This is a genomic window from Salegentibacter agarivorans (genome assembly GCF_900113135.1).
Classification (GTDB): domain Bacteria; phylum Bacteroidota; class Bacteroidia; order Flavobacteriales; family Flavobacteriaceae; genus Salegentibacter; species Salegentibacter agarivorans.
On the sequence record NZ_FOOH01000043.1, the window covers coordinates 1 to 17022 of the forward strand.

General features: G+C 35.8%; 15 protein-coding genes. 14 read left to right on the forward strand and 1 reads right to left on the reverse strand.

The genetic code is table 11. From position 1 onward, the window contains the following. The 13 genes from BM084_RS18570 to BM084_RS18630 all read left to right on the forward strand — a co-directional run. On the forward strand, nucleotides 1–418 hold a 418-nt coding region (locus tag BM084_RS18570; protein ID WP_143083693.1), incomplete at its 5' end, for an ATP-binding protein. Nucleotides 419–610: 192 nt separating this feature from the next. Beyond that, nucleotides 611–1285: a hypothetical protein gene (locus BM084_RS18575; RefSeq protein ID WP_093306598.1), complete on the forward strand. Its 675-nt coding sequence runs from the start codon at nucleotides 611–613 to the stop codon at nucleotides 1283–1285. A gap of 124 nt (nucleotides 1286–1409) precedes the next feature. After that, nucleotides 1410–1700: a helix-turn-helix transcriptional regulator gene (locus BM084_RS18580; RefSeq protein ID WP_093306600.1), complete on the forward strand. Its 291-nt coding sequence runs from the start codon at nucleotides 1410–1412 to the stop codon at nucleotides 1698–1700. A 132-nt stretch (nucleotides 1701–1832) separates the two neighbouring features. Then, nucleotides 1833–3017, forward strand: a complete 1185-nt coding sequence (locus tag BM084_RS18585) for a VapE domain-containing protein (RefSeq protein ID WP_093306602.1) — start codon at nucleotides 1833–1835, stop codon at nucleotides 3015–3017. A gap of 195 nt (nucleotides 3018–3212) precedes the next feature. Beyond that, nucleotides 3213–4109, forward strand: a complete 897-nt coding sequence (locus BM084_RS18590) for a toprim domain-containing protein (protein WP_093306604.1) — start codon at nucleotides 3213–3215, stop codon at nucleotides 4107–4109. A 110-nt stretch (nucleotides 4110–4219) separates the two neighbouring features. Continuing rightward, nucleotides 4220–4516 carry a mobilization protein MbpA gene (gene mbpA / locus BM084_RS18595; RefSeq protein ID WP_093306606.1) on the forward strand — a complete coding sequence of 99 codons (297 nt, stop codon included), beginning with the start codon at nucleotides 4220–4222 and terminating at the stop codon, nucleotides 4514–4516. Continuing rightward, a complete protein-coding gene (locus tag BM084_RS18600; protein ID WP_093306608.1) occupies nucleotides 4513–5379 on the forward strand; it encodes a relaxase/mobilization nuclease domain-containing protein in 867 nt (288 codons plus the stop codon). The genes mbpA and BM084_RS18600 overlap by 4 nt, the downstream gene beginning before the upstream one ends. A gap of 11 nt (nucleotides 5380–5390) precedes the next feature. Continuing rightward, nucleotides 5391–5849 (forward strand): DUF6730 family protein, encoded by a 459-nt coding sequence (locus BM084_RS18605; protein ID WP_093306609.1) that lies wholly within the window; start codon nucleotides 5391–5393, stop codon nucleotides 5847–5849. 721 nt (nucleotides 5850–6570) lie between these two features. Further along, nucleotides 6571–11100, forward strand: a complete 4530-nt coding sequence (locus BM084_RS18610) for a PAS domain S-box protein (RefSeq protein ID WP_093306611.1) — start codon at nucleotides 6571–6573, stop codon at nucleotides 11098–11100. Beyond that, a complete protein-coding gene (locus tag BM084_RS18615) occupies nucleotides 11093–11488 on the forward strand; it encodes a response regulator (protein ID WP_093306613.1) in 396 nt (131 codons plus the stop codon). The genes BM084_RS18610 and BM084_RS18615 overlap by 8 nt, the downstream gene beginning before the upstream one ends. Before the next feature lie 130 nt (nucleotides 11489–11618). Further along, entirely contained in the window at nucleotides 11619–12785 is a 1167-nt protein-coding gene (locus BM084_RS18620; protein WP_093306615.1) for a sensor histidine kinase, read from the forward strand. Nucleotides 12786–13354: 569 nt separating this feature from the next. Then, nucleotides 13355–14326: a type IV toxin-antitoxin system AbiEi family antitoxin gene (locus BM084_RS18625; RefSeq protein ID WP_093306617.1), complete on the forward strand. Its 972-nt coding sequence runs from the start codon at nucleotides 13355–13357 to the stop codon at nucleotides 14324–14326. Continuing rightward, nucleotides 14301–15143: a hypothetical protein gene (locus BM084_RS18630; protein ID WP_093306620.1), complete on the forward strand. Its 843-nt coding sequence runs from the start codon at nucleotides 14301–14303 to the stop codon at nucleotides 15141–15143. The genes BM084_RS18625 and BM084_RS18630 overlap by 26 nt, the downstream gene beginning before the upstream one ends. Nucleotides 15144–15258: 115 nt before the next feature. On the opposite strand, the gene BM084_RS18635 is transcribed toward BM084_RS18630, so the two are convergent. Further along, nucleotides 15259–16467 (reverse strand): site-specific integrase, encoded by a 1209-nt coding sequence (locus BM084_RS18635; RefSeq protein ID WP_093306622.1) that lies wholly within the window; start codon nucleotides 16465–16467, stop codon nucleotides 15259–15261. Between the two features lie 391 nt (nucleotides 16468–16858). Here BM084_RS18635 and BM084_RS18640 point away from each other — a divergent pair. Beyond that, the coding region (locus BM084_RS18640; RefSeq protein ID WP_143083694.1) for a PAS domain S-box protein at nucleotides 16859–17022 on the forward strand (164 nt) is incomplete at its 3' end.

A 17022-nucleotide genomic window follows, 5' to 3' on the forward strand; every position in this document is an offset into this window, starting at 1 on the left:
CAACATTGTCGGTTCGTTACAATCTCTAATTGAAGAAACCGAGACTAGTTTTGAAATTGATTTTTCTGAAATTGAATTTCTTAAGGTTAACAAATTTTACCTGAATAGCATCTTTCTAAATCTAATCACCAATTCCATAAAATATGCTAAACCGGGAATTCCACCCATAATTTCTATTAGTTCTAAAAAAAATGAGACCGGTTCTCAAATTCATTTTGTAGATAACGGAACTGGTTTCGATATGGGAAAAAGTGAGAACAGGCTATTTGAATTGCACCAAAAGTTTACAGATCATAAGGACAGCAAGGGAATTGGTCTATATCTGGTAAAGAGTTATATGAATAGCTTAGGTGGTGATATTGATGTTAAGAGCAAAACCGGAGTTGGGACTTCTTTTATTTTAAGTTTCAAAGATTGAAGAATAACGCAAAACTTCTTATAGCAATTGTAAATTTTACTCCATTTGATGTATTCCCACACGTATAAAGGCCTACTCTTTCTGGTTGATAATTTGCAGATGGAAACTTCACACTGGGTGGTCTGAGCGCTATTATGATTTCCCACCTATTTTTCTTTTGACTATATTTAATAGCCTGAAAGGTTGGTAAGTATGGAAAAATTTATTCTTGAGTCTGGAAAAGCACTGGCTAGATTAAGATCTGGAATAAATGATTTCATTGAAGATAAAATTGAGGGGAGTACTACCAATCTGATTCTTTTTATCCTTTCCTTCTTTATCCTTTTCGTTTTAAGTTTCAGTTTAATTTTTGGTGTAAAAACTATAATAGACAGTTACGTCTATTTTCTAGTACTTCTTATAGTGCTGGCGGTAATTTTGGTTTGGCTGGCAATATTCTATGAATCAGATAAGCACCTGGAGACCGACCGGCATAATTTTAAGGTGGAGCCCATTAATAAGTTTCAGATAAGGTTTGAATATATCAGTCTTGATAAAGATTCTAAAGAACAATTTTTTAGATTGCTTAAAGGGCGGAAGGTTCAGGAGAAGATCAATTTCACTGTTGGGAATAAAAGCGGAGACTCCGCAAACCACAGAATTTTGTTTGTTTTATTTGATGAATTGTTAGTTGGTGGAATTCAGGATTTCTCCGGAGAAAGGAAGCGTGAATTTTTCCAACTAATGATGAATTCCTTTTTGATGAACAATGAACCGCTCAAAGAAAACACTTTAAAAACCAGTTTTTCCGCCTGGAAAAACGATCAGGAGAAAGTAAACTCCCGAAACCAGCGAAAATTTATCCGGCAGATGCTGAATAAAGAATAATTATAGCATAATTCCCTTTTTAATTGAATTATCCTATTGATTTATAGGTATTTACTTTCCTAAGTTTGTCCTGTACAAAATCGTAAAAGGCCTTTTACTCATTTCTAATTTTAACCATATAGTTATGAATGAGCAAGAACAAGTAGTGGGTTTATTGGAGGACATTAAAGTGCTTCTTTCCCACACCAAAAAAGTAATGAACGTGGAAGACCTGGCACAATATACGGGTCTCTCCAAAAGTAAGATCTATAAGCTTACCCATTTAAAGCTTATCCCAATGGGGAACAACCCGAACATTCGACAGAAGTTTTTCGACAAGGAAAAAATCGATGCCTGGCTCCTGGGAGAGCCGGACCTTTCCGATGCCTACCTGGAGGATCAGTTCAATAAGAACCTATTGAAGAACCGCAAGTAGGCACTTGCTTTTTACTCAACCTTAAAAATATTCTGATGAAAAATCATCCTATATCCGAGTGGTTGTAAGTGAACCTTAATAAGGTTTTAACCCTCTATAATATCAGAAGCAAAAGATGTAAAATGAAAGATCATGGAAAAGAATAAACTTAAACTTTATCAAGTATCCGAGCAGAAGAAAAAAACGATCTATGATGCTGTGGAGGAGTATGTTTCTGATAAATATGATATCAGGTTTAACGAAATATCTCACGAGTTTCAGATTCGGATTAAGGAGTCAACTATCTGGGAAGAATTTGAAGTGAATTCGCTACTTATAGAATTAGCGAAATCAAACATAGAGATTAATCCGGGCAAATTGGACATCTATTTACGGTCTAACCTAATTCCCAGATTTAACCCAATCGCGGAATATTTTGATAAGCTTCCAAAATGGGTGGGTGGAGATCATATAAGAACACTCGCTTCCTATCTTCCGGCTAAAGAACCTGAGCAATTTCTTTATCATTTTCGAAAATGGCTTGTGAGAACAGTTAAGGGTGCGCTGGATGAAAACTATTTCAATAAGCAATGTTTGGTTTTAGTGCATTCAGAACAAAATTCTGGAAAATCTACCTGGTGTAGGTTTCTCTGTCCACCGGCTTTATCAAAGTATTTTGCTGAAGATATGACCACAGATAAAGATGCCAGGATTCAACTTACCAGGAATTTCATCATCAATTTAGATGAATTATCTGTGCTGGCTAGAAAAGAAATTAATGCGCTTAAAGCTTATTTCTCTAAAACGATGATCAATGAAAGGCTGCCTTATGATCGCAAAAACTCGAACCTGAGAAGGACCTGCAGTTTTATAGGATCTACAAACAGGGCAACCTTTCTAAATGATGAAACTGGTTCTGTGCGCTGGTTATGCTTTGAGCTAAATGGTAAGATTGATTTCGCTTATTCCCGGGAAGTAGATATAAACAAAGTATGGGCTCAGGCCTATTACCTGGCCTATGTGGATGAACAATTTAACCCAGAATTGACCCTGGAGGATATTATTGCAAATGAAGAAAGGAACAAGACTTACCGGGCAGCCAGTATGGAAGAAGAACTGCTCTGTAAGTACTATCTCAAGAGCTTAGATCCAGCCGACTTTAAAACGGCATCAGATATAGTGTTACAGCTTAATTGTATTAATCCGAGACTGAATATGTATTACATGGGGAGAGCTTTAAAAGCTCAGAATTATGAGAGAGTAAAACAACACCAGAGCGGGGTATATGGCTACCTGGTCAAACAGCGGTTCAAGACCTCTCCTTTAGAAGTTTTATAAAATCTATCTACCCTAATTACCCAAACCTTGGAAAGGGCTGTTAACAAAGGGAGTTTCAATTGGTAAATAGAATTTAAAACTATCTACCACAATTACCTTTCTGGGTAATTAGGGTAGATACGAAAAACAACAAAAAATGAATTAAAACCCAGTGTTTACAAGGCTTGGGTAAATAGGTAATTAAAAAATCAAAAAATGAACTTAAATAACTTATCGTGTAAAAGTGCCCGTAATATTTGCATCGTAAAAACGCTAGCAAAATTAGGGCACTTTCCCACCAGGACAACGGAAAAAGAAGCTTGGTTTCTGAGCCCCCTGCGGTCAGAAACCCAAGCCTCTTTTAGCGTCTCTTTAATTAAAAACTTATGGTTTGACTTCGGATTGGGAATGGGAGGGAATACTATAGATCTAATTATGCTTATAAAATCCTGGTCTGTAAGGGAAACCCTGGAATATTTAAAGAACGATATGAGATCTCTTTCTTTTAGCCCGCAAAAGATTGAACATCTTACTAAGAAACCGGAAATCAGTATCCTGGACGTTCAAATTATTCACCTGAAAGCATTAATTGATTATCTACACTCACGGAGTATACCTTATGAGATTGGTAGAAAATACTGCAGACAGGTTTGGTATCGCTGTAAAGGAAAACGGTTTTTTGCACTTGGCCTTGAAAATTATAAAAGAGGCTGGGAACTTAGAAATAAATACTTTAAAACTTCCAGTAGCCCTAAAACCTTTTCTTTTTTTGGAAGAGGAACCAAACAGCTAATCATCACAGAAGGGATGTTTGATTTTCTTTCCCTGGCAACGATTGATGAAGAATTGGTGCAAAATTCAGACTGCATCATTTTAAACTCCCTGGCATTTGTGGAAAGGATTAGAATGCTTATTCCTAAATATGAGAAGGTTCTGATTTATCTGGATAATGATCCGGCCGGAACAAAAGCCGCTAGTTCGCTTTTAAACCAGTTTGATAATGTGACTGATTGCAGCAATTACTACTCTGGCTATGTAGATCTAAATGAAAAATTGATAAATGATGTGAGCTGTAAAAAAATCCTTGACTTTAAAATAATGAGTCATTGGTAAATAGGGAACCCTATCGAAGATTTTCAGTTGAAAGGGAGAAGCAAGATGTGTCATTGTAATGACAATCTTGCTTTGCGCCCGATGGTTGCAAAGGTTTTAAAAAGAAAAAAATGAAAAGGGAATACATCCAGGTTCGATGCTCGATCTACGAGAAGAAGCTGCTCCAAAGAAGAGCGGCCAGGGCAGGGATTTCCCTTTCAGAATATATAAGAGCCACGGCCTTTGATAAAAATGTCGTAGAACGGATCACTCCGGAACAATTGGAGACCTACAAAATGCTGGTACAGTACAAGAACAACTTTACCCGTATTGGCAATATGTTTAGAAAGCGGGATCCAAAGCTGGCCAGAGAAGTGGAAGACCTGGCGAAAGAAATCAGGACACAATTAAAAAACTTTAAAAAATGATAGGGAAAGGACATAGCGTCTCCGGTACCAGGGTTTCCATATCCTATGGCTGGAACCAGGAGAAAGAAGCCGAAGTCGTGTTAAGAGAACACGTGGCCGGGGATACTCCCGCGGAGATAGCCGAAGAGTTTAGGATTATCCAGTCGCAAAACCTACGGTGTACCAATAACACCTTAAGTTTTATAGTTAGCCCAACGATTGAGGACGGAAAGGATCTAAGCAAAAAAGAACTGGAAGCTCTTGCTAAAAAGTTTTTAAAGGAAATGAACCTGCAAAACAATCAATCTATTGGATTTGTACACCGGGATAAGGCCCATACCCACGTCCATATTTATACCAACAGGATTGGTTTTGATGGCAAAGCCTACAATGACAGCTTTATCGGAAAACGAAGCCAGATAGCGGCAGATAATGTTGCCAAAGAATTAGGGCTTACCCGGGTTCGGGAAGTACAGCAGGAAAGACTTAACGAGTTAAAGGGCCTAAGACAGGAGATCAAGAATATACATGACCGCGTGCTTCAGTCGAGGCCAAAATCCCTGGATGAATATATAAACAAAATGAAAGCGCAGAAGGTAGAAGTGCTCCCCACCATCAATAAAGCGAATCAGCTGCAGGGGTTTCGGGTGGAATACAAAGGAGTAAATCTCAAAGCAAGTGAAGTGGACCGGTCGATGAGCGGTAATCGATTAATTCCCGCGATCTCGCAAAACAGAAGTTTAACAAGGCTAAAAGAAGTACCTAAAACCTTCCAGGTATTGGATAAGACAGTGCAGCTAAGCAGCAACCTATCCACCAAATTCGCTAAAGAGATTTTAAAGGGAATAGTAAAAACAGTAAGAGATACCGGTATAGGATATTAAAATTATAAGTGATGAAAAAACTAGATGAAATTATGGAACTGATGGCCGATGAAATGAAGGATTTCAAAACGGCAGTGCTGGAGCTTCAAAAGCTTTCAGGACAACTGGTCAAGATGAGCATCCCCATCAGCACGGAAGCATTGGAAAAGAACCTGAACACATTCCTGCAAAAACAGGAATTGGAAAAGGAAAAAACAGATGAAATACTAAAGGAGATAGATCGGAAATTAAAGCGCGCCAGGATCATACCCAATTACCTGCTGATTCTTTTAGGAATATCGGGAATTATTGCTTTAGGCTTCGTGGGGAATTTTGGTTATACCTCCAAAGAAAAGGTAGAAGACAATTTTGAAGTTTACCGAACGATTATGGAATCACAGAATAAATCTTACCAAGATTATTTTGCAGCATATCCGGAAATCCAGGAGGCATACTGCGAGTGGCTACAGGGTGGATACCAGGATTTGTAATGACAAATGCCCTGGTGCAAAAATTAGTAAAATTGCGGCAAATGCCCTGTAACCCCCAGTAAAACCGTTGAAATTTGCGGCAAAAATTTAGTAAAAAATAAAAGTAATTTTTTTAAATCAGCTGGCAATGAGAGGAGATTACCAGTAAATGGCTTGAAAGACTCTGAAAACAGGTTAAAATTTACTGGTTTTGTAAAGATAAATAGTTTGCGCCCTATGCTGTTATTACTTTACGCTTAACTTCCCGTATACTATAAAAACAGCATAGGATCCTGCGCAGGTAAGTTATGGTAGATATGGGGCAGGAGGTTTTGTAAATAATCCCAATGCAGTTATGAAAATGATCTCTTTGTAATCTAAGTGTGGAGATTTGGTTCGGCAGAGGGCTATTAAAATGTTTTATCATACATACTACAACAGTTTTATGAACACTTCTATTTGACTTCCGCGGTTATTTCTCCTTCAGAATAAGCAAAAAACTTAAGTAAAATACGATAATGTTATTTGCGAATTTTTAAACCCAGTGTAGAACAATTATTCAATGTGCCAGAGTAATGTTTAAGAAATTTACGAAGGAATAAGATTACATACGGTTTATATAGAAATCGACAAAATAAAAAATATAACGTCAAAATTAGTGTTTCGATAATAAATCACTCTCAAAAATTTTAAAATTTGGTTATATTTCCAATCCGTTACCAAAAATTATAAAAACAAAATAATGGGTTGTTATAAGAGTATTTTTAGAAATCTACCCTTTCCGTGCTTGTTGTTTGAAAAAAAGAAAAACCTCTATGTAATTAAAGAGGCAAATTCCCTATACCTTGAGGTTACAAATAAATCGGAAAAAGAATTAATGGGGAAAACTGTGGAAGAAGTTTTTCCTGAAAATCCTACTTCGGGTTTAAAAGATATTCTGGATTCTTTAAATAATGCTTATATCAGCAAGGAACCTCACAAAATAGATGTTCTTCGATATGACCTGTATGATAATCAAAACAAGATATATAAGCTCAAGTACTGGGAAGTAGAAAATATACCTGTTTTTGATGATGTTGCAAGCACCTGGTATATTTTAAATGTGGTAAAAGATATTACGACTCAAATAGTCGAAAAGGACAGAGGTGATTTGCTTCAGGTTAAATTAGACGCTAAAACTGAAAAACATAAAAAATTTATTGAAAGAAATACCGATGGTATTTATACCCTAGACCGCAATGGTTATTTTACAAATCTTAACCAGGGTTTAATAGATATTACTGAAACCCCTGAAAGAGAGTTGTTGAATATGAATTTTTTACCCTTCTGTGATCCGGAGCATCGGGAAAGAATTGTAGAAAAATTTAATAATGCCTTAAATGGTGAAAATCAAAAGTTTGAAGCCAAATTTATTTCGGGGAAAAGCCGTGAAATGGTTTTGGATATTTCATTAATTCCTTTTAGCTCCAATGGAATAATAGCAGGGGTTTATGGAATTGCAAAAGATATAACAAAACTCAAAGAAAGTGAAGCGGCTCTTTTAAGAAGCGAACGTAAATTTAAAGCCCTGGTCCAGGAAGGTTCCGATCTTATAGGCATCCTGGACCTAGAGGGTAGGTATAAATTTGTAAGTGAAACCTTCTATCCGATACTAGGGATTACCCCTAAAGAGTTTATTGGTAAGTCTGCATTTGAATTTATCCACCCTGAAGATAAAGAGAGAGTGACATCTAATTTTTCAGAACTAGAAAATAAAAACCAGGTTTTAATAGCACCATTTCGTTTTAGAAATGCAAAGGGAGAGTGGAGATGGATTGAAACAAAAGCCACTAATCTAATCGATGATCCGGTAATACAAGGGATTGTTACTAATTCCCGAGATATTACCGATCGAATACTTTCAGAAAAGGCATTAAAGAAAAATGAAGAGAAATACCGGGCTTTTTTTGAAAACAGTTTGGATGGAATTTTACTAACTAACCCTTATGGAGAAATTTTCGCAGCCAATAATGCCGCCTGTAAACTATTTCAAAGAACAGAACAGGAAATTTGTGAAATTGGCCGAAATGCTTTGGTCGATCGAAATGATCCGAGGGTAGTAGAAGCCCTGAAAGAGAGGGAAGAAACGGGCAAAGTGAACGCAGAGGTAAATATGCGCAGAAAAGATGGAAGTATTTTTTTAGCAGCCCTTTCATGTACGATTTTTCAAGGCGCTAAGGGGGAAAAACTCTCATCCATGATTATTAGGGATATTTCAGAATCTAAACGTACTGAGGAAGAACTGAAAGCATCGGAGAAGGAATACCGTAAATTATTTCAAAACAACCCACTCCCAAATATCATTTATGATAAAGATACTCTTAAAATTCTCGACATAAATAAAGCTACATTAGATCATTATGGATTTAATCGCGAGGAGCTTTTAAATGCAAGCTTACTAGATTTTATTCCAGAAAATGAAAAAACTAATTTTAAGAAAAATATTTTTACCTCAGTTAATGAAGGTGAAGTCACCCACCATCGTAATATAACCTTAGAAAAAAATGGAAAGCGCATAATAGTAGAAACTTTTGGTTATGGACTACAGTATCACCTTAAAAACTGTAGGCTAATAATCTTACTTGATGTTACAGAGAAAGAGAATGCCCTTCAAAAATTAAAAGATAAAACTGAAAAACTTATTACTGCACAAAAGATTGCTAAAATGGGTTATTGGACTCATAATTTGGAGAACAATAAATTCTTTTGGTCTGATGAAGTATTTAATATTTGGGAAAGGGATAAGGAGATATTTCAACCCAATGTGGAATCTTTTAATAATACGATTCACCCTGATGATCTTGACACTTTTATTGAGAAAAATAAATTGGCCCTTCAAGGTAATAAGCAGTTGGATTTTGAACATCGGATTATATTACCAAATGGTAAAATAAAATGGGTACACGAGAAAGGAAAAATTATTAAAAATCAGGAAGGAAATACAGTTTTTGAGGGAACGGTACAGGATGTAACAGAAGAAAGAAACAACCTGGAACAACTTATGCAAAGTGAAGCAAGGCAACGTGGAATACTCCATTCTCAAACAAATTATCTCACTCGTATAAACTTACAGGGAAATTATACTTATGTCAATGATAAGTTTGTAAAAGATTTTATGTGGCTCTATAACACTGAGAAAATTGAAGAACAATCGGCTTTATCCAGTGTAAAGCCATACCATCACGATAGAGTAAGGGACACCTTTAAAAAATGTGTGGCTACACCTAATACTGTTTTTCAGCTGGAAATAGATAAATTTAAAGAGGATGGTGGTGAAAGGATAACACTATGGGATTTTATTTGTATTCCAGATGCCAAAGGAAAACCTTTTGAAGTACAAGGGGTGGGTATAGATATCACCGACAGGGTTAAAGTAGAAAGAGAATTAAAAGAAAGTAATACTCGTTATGAATTAGTATCTAAAGCAACATCAGATGCGATTTATGACTGGGATATCAACTCAAATTTGGTGCAATGGGGAAAAACTTTTTATGCCTTATTCGGATATTCACCGGATAATTTTAAACCGACTATCGAAGCATTTTTTGACAAAATTCATCCTCAGGATAGGGATTTTATAAAAAAAAGTCTTACCCGTGGAATTAAAGGTAAAGATAATCGCTGGAGAGAAGAATACAGGTTTAAAAAAGCAGATGGTAGTTATGCCATTGTAATTGAAAGAGGTTTTATCCTCCGGGATAAAGAGGGTAAGGCATTTAGGATGGTGGGAGCCATGCAAGATGTTACAGAACGAAGGAAACTGGAAGGCCTCTTAGATGAGGCCACCAGGTTAGCCAACATAGGTAGCTTTGAAATAGATTGTGAGAAAGGAACCTTGTACTGGTCTGCAGTCACTAAAAAAATACATGGGGTGCCATTAGATTATAATCCTACTTTAGAAAAGGGAATTTATTTCTATAAAGAAGGGGAGAGTCGAACTGCCATGAATAATGCTTATAGAAGAGCGTACAAAGATAACATCTCGTATGATCTTGAACTACAGCTAGTCACAGCAGAAGGAGAGGAGCGATGGGTTAGAAAAATAGGTAAACCAACTTTTGTCAACGGAAAATGCATTCGAATAAATGGAAGTTTCCAGGATATTACCTATCTTAAAATGTCCGAAATGCAAGCCTTAGAAGCTTCAGAGGAAAAAGAAAAAGTTCTTGAAAGTATTGGTGATGCCTTTTGGATGGTAGATAATAATTGGATAGTTACCTATTGGAATAAACACGCGGAAGATGTGTTGGATTGCCCCAGAGACAAGGTAATGGGAAGAAACCTTTGGGAGGTTTTTAGTGATGCCCAGGGTACTGATTTTGAAACCTATTATTTAAAGGCTGTTAAGGAGCAAACTATAGAAAATTTTGAAGCCTATTTTGAGCGAGTAGAAAAATGGCTTGAAGTTGCTGCCTATCCATCTCCAAATGGACTATCAGTGTATTTTAGGGATGTCACTGAAAGAAAAAAATCAGAATTACAAATCAAAGAACTGAATAAAAATCTTAAAATCTATACGGAGGAACTGGTAGAAGCAAATAAAGGACTGGAGCAATTTTCATTTATAGTCTCCCATAATTTACGGTCTCCGGTAGCTAATATCATAGGACTAGCAGATTTAATCAATACAAATGATTATCCCGAAGAGGTGCGAAATAAATTCCTGCAAGCTCTCTTCGAAAATGTGAAGCGACTAGATACCGTAATTTCTGATTTGAACACCATTCTACAGGTAAAGGTTGAAATGGATGCAAAGAAAGAAACGGTAATACTAGATGATTTGGTATGGGATATAAAAAGTAGTATTCAAAATTTAATTGAGAAAGAAGAAGTAAGGATCGAAACAAATTTTGAAGTAACCAGTCTTCATACGGTACAAAGTTATCTTTATAGTATTTTTTATAACCTTATTTCCAATAGTATTAAATACCGTAAACCAGATATTTTTCCTCAAATAAAAATAAGTTCTAAAATTAAGGATGGAGCAACAGTTATAACTTTTGAAGATAACGGCCTTGGAATAGATTTAGAAAAGAAAGGAGATCAGGTTTTTGGTCTTTATAGGAAATTTCATGATCATGTAGAAGGTAAGGGGATGGGATTGTTTTTAGTAAGAACCCAGGTAGAACTACTTGGTGGAAAAATTTCAATTGAAAGTGAAGTTAATGGCGGGACAAAATTCATAATTACCTTTAAGGAGAAAACCTATAATTATAATTCTGAATATGTATAATCAGCGCTATATGGTAGTAGATGACGATCCTACCAATAATATGATTTGTGAGTTCACTATTAAACGTTTTGATAAAGACGGAGATATAAAAATTTTTTCGACACCGGAAGAAGCACTCAGTTTTATAGCAGAGGAATACAATGTAGAACACAGCAAGCAACCAACAATTCTATTTCTCGATGTTAATATGCCTACTATGAGCGGCTGGGAATTTATAGATGAGTTTTTGAAATTTGAAGAAAGTGTGAAAAATCAATTTACCATTTATATACTTTCAAGTTCAATTGAAGATTTTAAAGAGAAAGCAGAAATTTATTCTGCCATAAAAGGATTTATTTCCAAACCCTTAAAAATGAATAACCTTGAAGAGATTAAAAACGGTCTATAGAACCCTTCAACCTGTTAAATATTAAAATTTCATAGTTAAACATTCAAAATTACTTCGTAAGTAGTTACCTATTGTTAAATTATGACAAACCTATCCAGGTAGGTTGATTGCCCAAACCTTAACCTATATTATGTCTTATAATTTCACCGATTCTGAGAGTAGTATCTCAAAAATGTCTTTAGAGCAAAATGCCAGGGAATTTAAATTGGTAATAGATCTTATGCCTCATATGGTTTGGGCCACTAAACCAGATGGTTATCACGACCTTTATAACCAAAGCTGGTACGATTTTACCGGTCTAACCTATGAAGAGACTAAAGATAAAGGCTGGTCCCTGGTTCTTCATCCAGACAATTATGATCGTGCCAGGGAAGTATGGCGACATTCGCTGGATACCGGTAAGCCTTACGAAATAGAATATCGCATGAGAAAGTTTGATGGAACTTATAACTGGTTCCTTGCTCGTGCCGAACCACTAAAAGATGATAATGGTAAAATTTTAAAATGGTTCGGCACCTGTACCGATATACAGGAGCAAAAAGAAATCTTAGAAGAACGGGAAAGAACTAAAGAAGCACTTAAAATATCGAATCAGGATTTAAATAAATCTTTTGAAGAATTAAGTCGAATAAACCTTGAGCTCGATAATTTTGTTTATTCCGCATCGCACGACCTTAAAACTCCCTTAAATAACCTGGAAGGGCTTATTGCGCTGTTAAAACAAGCAGAAAATACTAAAGAAGATCAGCAGGAAATACTTGGTTTAATAGATAAATCGGTAAAGCACTTTAAAGAGGTTGTTAACGACATGACCCTGATTGCTAAGACAGCCAAAGGTAGCAATGGAATGCATGATATAAATTTATCTGTTTTACTAGAGGAAATTAAGAACGATCTGGGACATCTAATTAAACCAACCGGATCTATAATAAAATTTGAATTCCAGGTTCGGGATATTCACTATCCCCGGAAAGAAATACGGAGTATTTTGTTTAACCTTATTTCCAATTCCATAAAATATGGGTTTGCCGGTAGGACTCCGATTATATCGGTGCGCACAAAGCTTATTTCTGAAGAGATTCTTCTCGAAGTTGAAGATAATAGTGGTGGAATAAAAGAAGAACATCTTCCAGATTTATTCAATAAATACTTTAGAATTAACCGGGCTGTTGAAGGATCTGGATTAGGCCTTTTTATTGTTAAACGAATGGTAGAAAACCGCGGTGGTAGAATTGAAGTAAACAGTAAAGTAGGGCAAGGTTCAATTTTTTCGGTATTTCTTAAACCGCAAAAGTAATTACCTCCATTAGTCATTGAGAAGAAGCTGGAGGGTTGGGTTTTGTATTAAAAAAAGAATTACGCCAGGGGTCAACATACTCCCAAATAATTTAAAATACTAGCTTTCATCGTTTTTTTAACGAGGTCAGCATCCACCAGAATGAAAGCACGCAAAATTGAAACTGTTGGGTGCAGCTTATACAATCAAAATCAGTAATCACGAATCTGCAACTAATTTAGAGGTGCAGAAGATTGTGAGAGAAACCAATTTATATACTTTACTTTAAAATATGTTCATCATATTCGAATGTTCATTGTCACTGAACAATATAATAATGAACGTAAAGAGCAATGTATATACGAAGCTGCTTCTCAGCTGGATGAACTTAGCAAAATTTACATTCAGGTAGATTCCAATGGACCCCTATAATACGATGTATTTTCTTAATCAGCTGTTTATGGAAGATTAATTTTTACTACAATCTATGATATCTCTTCTTCAAGGGTATAAAGATATGATGGGTTTTGTATATTTGTTCATAAATTCACACTGTTCACGAATCGTGAACATATAAAAAACTTGAACAGATGGAAGCAGAGATAGTTTACAATGCCTTGAGCAATTTAGAAAGACCAGGGCACATCTATGCGAAATTAGAAGAATCTCATACTCTAGATGGAGACCTTCTTTTCCATTTTCCCTTCAGCAAGGAGACTTTAAGGATGGTTTTTGAAATTAAAAAAGAATTACGCCAGCATCAAATTCCCCAGCTATTGGAAAGAAAGCAGCAGTATGGAAATTTTATACTGGTAGCGGAAAAGCTGCATCCGGCTATAAAAAAGCGCTTGCAGAAAGAGGGAATAGCCTACTTGGAGGAAAACGGAAGTGTTTTTATAAATTATGAAAACAATTATGTCTTTATAGAATCCAAAAAGTCAATTAAAAATAAAAAGTATTCTGGTAAAAAGCCCTTCACCAAAACCGGCTTAAAACTAGTTTTTAGTTTTTTAATTAATCCTGAGTTAGTAAATGCGAGGCAAAGAACGATAGCAGAAAAAAGTGGCGTAAGTCTGGGCACCGTGCCTAAAGTGATTAAAACCTTAAAAGAGGAAGGTTATTTAATCGCTCACAAAAACAATTATCTCTGGGAAGATCGTAAGGCTTTATTGGATCGCTGGATTTATGATTATGAACAACAACTGAAACCTAAATTATTCCGAGCTCGTTATGAACTACGGGAAGATTGGCAAAATCTCAAATTAAATCAGGGGGAAACCCATTGGGGAGGAGAGCCAGCAGGAGACTTATTGACCGGTTACCTAAGGCCGGAAGAATTCATATTTTATAGTAACGAATCTCCGGTTAACCTGATGAAAAATTATAACCTTAGACCTAATGCTGAAGGAGATTTATTTGTTTATGAAAAATTTTGGAAGGGAGATTCCGGTCCTGCGGCCCCTCCTTTCCTGGTCTATGCCGATCTAATTCTAAAAGAAGACAAACGCTGCCGGGAAACCGCAAAAAAGATTTTTGATGAGTACATCCAACCAGTCCTATAAAAAACTTGCTATTCCTTATTTTAAAGAGGTTTTTGAAATTATCGATGAGATAATGCGAAAGCATGAAATCCCTTATTACTTAATCGGCGTTAATGCCATTGCGTTGGAATTATTAAAAGAGGGCATTAAGCCCAGCCGCGGTACCAAGGATATTGATTTTGCGGTTATGATTTCTTCAGGTGAGGATTATAAAAAAATTACCCAAGACCTGGAAGAGAAAAATTTTACAAAAGTAAAAGCTCCCTGGACCTTTTATAATAAAGCCTTTAATGCTGTAATAGATGTGCTTCCCTTTGGAGAAATTGAACAGGAATTCACCCAGAATTTTGATAAACGCCAAATAGATCTTCACGTTGTTGGCCTTAAGGAAGTATTGGAAGATTCGCGGGAGGTGTATATAGACGAAAAATTAGTGCAAATTCCCCCGCTCCCGGGAATGATTATTTTAAAACTGGTAGCCTGGAGTGACAGGCCTGAAGACCGGGGCCAGGACCCGGGAGATATCTTAAAGATAATTAAGCATTACTTTGATTATAATTTTGATGAAATTCTGGAAGTACATAATGATGTTTTTCCAGAAGGGGAATTAGATGAAACAGGGAAGTTAAAAATAGCTGCTTGTGTCTTGGGGAGAAATGCCCGCAAGTATCTTAATACTTCAGAAAGGCTGAAAAAAAGAGTCTCAGAAATTCTTGATGAACATACCGCCTCACCTGCCTCTTCCGAATTTTTAAAAAAATGGTCTAGTCAAGAAGATTGGGATCTTGATTTGGCTCAGGAAATCCTTTTTGAATTTAAAAAAGGAATTACAGAATGAAGTATTAGGGAGTGAAAATGCTTAATTATATGGTATTTAAGGACTTTACCTTAAGCGATAATAAGAAAAATTATTAGCAATATAAATCTGTAATTTTATTTTAATTATAGCACCATTACAACAATACTTCCAGCGCTTTATCCACAACCTGAGTATCTAATTCTTTTAAATATGCCTGGGTTACGGTTAGGTTTTGATGTCCTAAAGATTCGCTAATCACATCAGTAGCAACTCCTTTTTGTTTGAGACAGTTTGCAAAGCTATGCCGGGCCACATAACTGCTAACATTTTTCGTGATCTCACAAATTGTAGCCAGTTCTTTTAGATTTTTGTTATAGATCCCTAACATTTTATGTTTTCGATCTGCAAGTTGGGTAGGAGTATAGTTTTCACGATACAGTAAAGGAAATACATATTTATTCCCATACCCATTAATTCGATAATAATCAAGAATTTCTCTTACCGGTGGCATTATGGCAATTGAGAAATTTCCTTTGGTTTTAGCCCTGGTGTAATAAATGACATTTTTTTCCACATCTTTCCATTCTAAACACATCATATCGGCAAAGTTCATTCCCCTGGTATAGAAACTAAAAACAAAGTAATTTCTGGTATCCACTAAATGAGGATGCTTACTCAGATCCACATTGACAATGCGCATTATTTCTTCAAAATCCAAGGCACGTTTAAAACCTTTGCCTCTCAAACCCGAAATTTTATATTTCTTAAAGGGGTATAAACTTTCTTTTACAATACCACGCTCTATGGCTTTGTTGAACAATGCCCTTATGGCTCTCATCTTTACGCCAACACCTCCGTCGGTTCCACCTCGCGATCTTAGGAAAGCATCATATTTACTTAAAAAGGTAGAGTTCACTTCGCGAAAACTAAGTTTTTTGCTCTTATGGAAAATTTGTACGGAGGTTTTTGTATCCTTATAAGACTTTGCGTTTCCTACACGACCAGCATAGGTCATTTCTTGAATTATTTCATCAAAAAATGCAAAAACGTCATTTGATACCGGGTTATATGTAACTCTGAACCTAGTATCGAATTCTTGTATTGTATAGTCGGGATTTTCAATTTCCAGTTCTGTTATGATCTGGTAAGCTCTTTCCTTGAATTTTACAAGGAGTCTATTATTTTGAACGTGGTTACTGTGCTTTTTATTAAAAACACCGGTTGGTTCAATCCATTCGTCCATTTTTGCGCTGAATGGTGTTTTGTAATGTCTACATTGTCTTTCTTTAGTAACACGTAAACATACTGGATACTTTCCATCAGATAGTAATTTTTTCTTGAGTACAATCTTGAGATTAATCATAATTCATATATTAGGGACAACATTTCGTCATTTTTGAATGATAAACCCTTAATTAATAGGTTAAAACGGGGACAACATAGGGACAACAAATGGGCAAATAAAGGTAAATATTGTAAAACTAAATGACAAGGGAAAAGTTATAAAATACTGATTATCAATACATAGGAAGCTATATGAAATTATCTGAAACCCCTTTTTCGCGGCTGTTAATCAGAGGGTCCTTGGTTCGAGCCCAAGAGGGGGAGCTTAGTAAAGACAAGCCTTTCGAGAAATCGGAAGGCTTTCTTTTTTTACCGGGGACAACATAGGGACAACATTTTTTTCTGCCAGGAATTATCCCAAAAATTCGTAATATTTTTATCTACTTTTACTTCTGAAGCCCTAAGCTAAAATGGAAATAAAAAATATTAAAAATGAATTTGATCTGGAACCCTTCTTTTCGCTTTCGCACGATTATTTATGTATTGCCGGATATGATGGATACTTTAGAAAAATAAATCCAGCCTTCGTAAAATTAATGGGATATACTCAGGAAGAGTTATTTGCGAATCCCAT

Excerpts from the sequence above, each read along its gene's own strand:
- BM084_RS18575 (WP_093306598.1), top strand. The coding sequence starts at position 611 with ATGGAAAAATTTATTCTTGAGTCTGGAAAAGCACTGGCTAGATTAAGA.
- BM084_RS18580 (WP_093306600.1), top strand. The coding sequence starts at position 1,410 with ATGAATGAGCAAGAACAAGTAGTGGGTTTATTGGAGGACATTAAAGTG.
- BM084_RS18585 (WP_093306602.1), top strand. The coding sequence starts at position 1,833 with ATGGAAAAGAATAAACTTAAACTTTATCAAGTATCCGAGCAGAAGAAA.
- BM084_RS18590 (WP_093306604.1), top strand. The coding sequence starts at position 3,213 with ATGAACTTAAATAACTTATCGTGTAAAAGTGCCCGTAATATTTGCATC.
- mbpA (WP_093306606.1), top strand. The coding sequence starts at position 4,220 with ATGAAAAGGGAATACATCCAGGTTCGATGCTCGATCTACGAGAAGAAG.
- BM084_RS18600 (WP_093306608.1), top strand. The coding sequence starts at position 4,513 with ATGATAGGGAAAGGACATAGCGTCTCCGGTACCAGGGTTTCCATATCC.
- BM084_RS18605 (WP_093306609.1), top strand. The coding sequence starts at position 5,391 with ATGAAAAAACTAGATGAAATTATGGAACTGATGGCCGATGAAATGAAG.
- BM084_RS18610 (WP_093306611.1), top strand. The coding sequence starts at position 6,571 with ATGGGTTGTTATAAGAGTATTTTTAGAAATCTACCCTTTCCGTGCTTG.
- BM084_RS18615 (WP_093306613.1), top strand. The coding sequence starts at position 11,093 with ATGTATAATCAGCGCTATATGGTAGTAGATGACGATCCTACCAATAAT.
- BM084_RS18620 (WP_093306615.1), top strand. The coding sequence starts at position 11,619 with ATGTCTTATAATTTCACCGATTCTGAGAGTAGTATCTCAAAAATGTCT.
- BM084_RS18625 (WP_093306617.1), top strand. The coding sequence starts at position 13,355 with ATGGAAGCAGAGATAGTTTACAATGCCTTGAGCAATTTAGAAAGACCA.
- BM084_RS18630 (WP_093306620.1), top strand. The coding sequence starts at position 14,301 with ATGAGTACATCCAACCAGTCCTATAAAAAACTTGCTATTCCTTATTTT.
- BM084_RS18635 (WP_093306622.1), bottom strand. The coding sequence starts at position 16,467 with ATGATTAATCTCAAGATTGTACTCAAGAAAAAATTACTATCTGATGGA.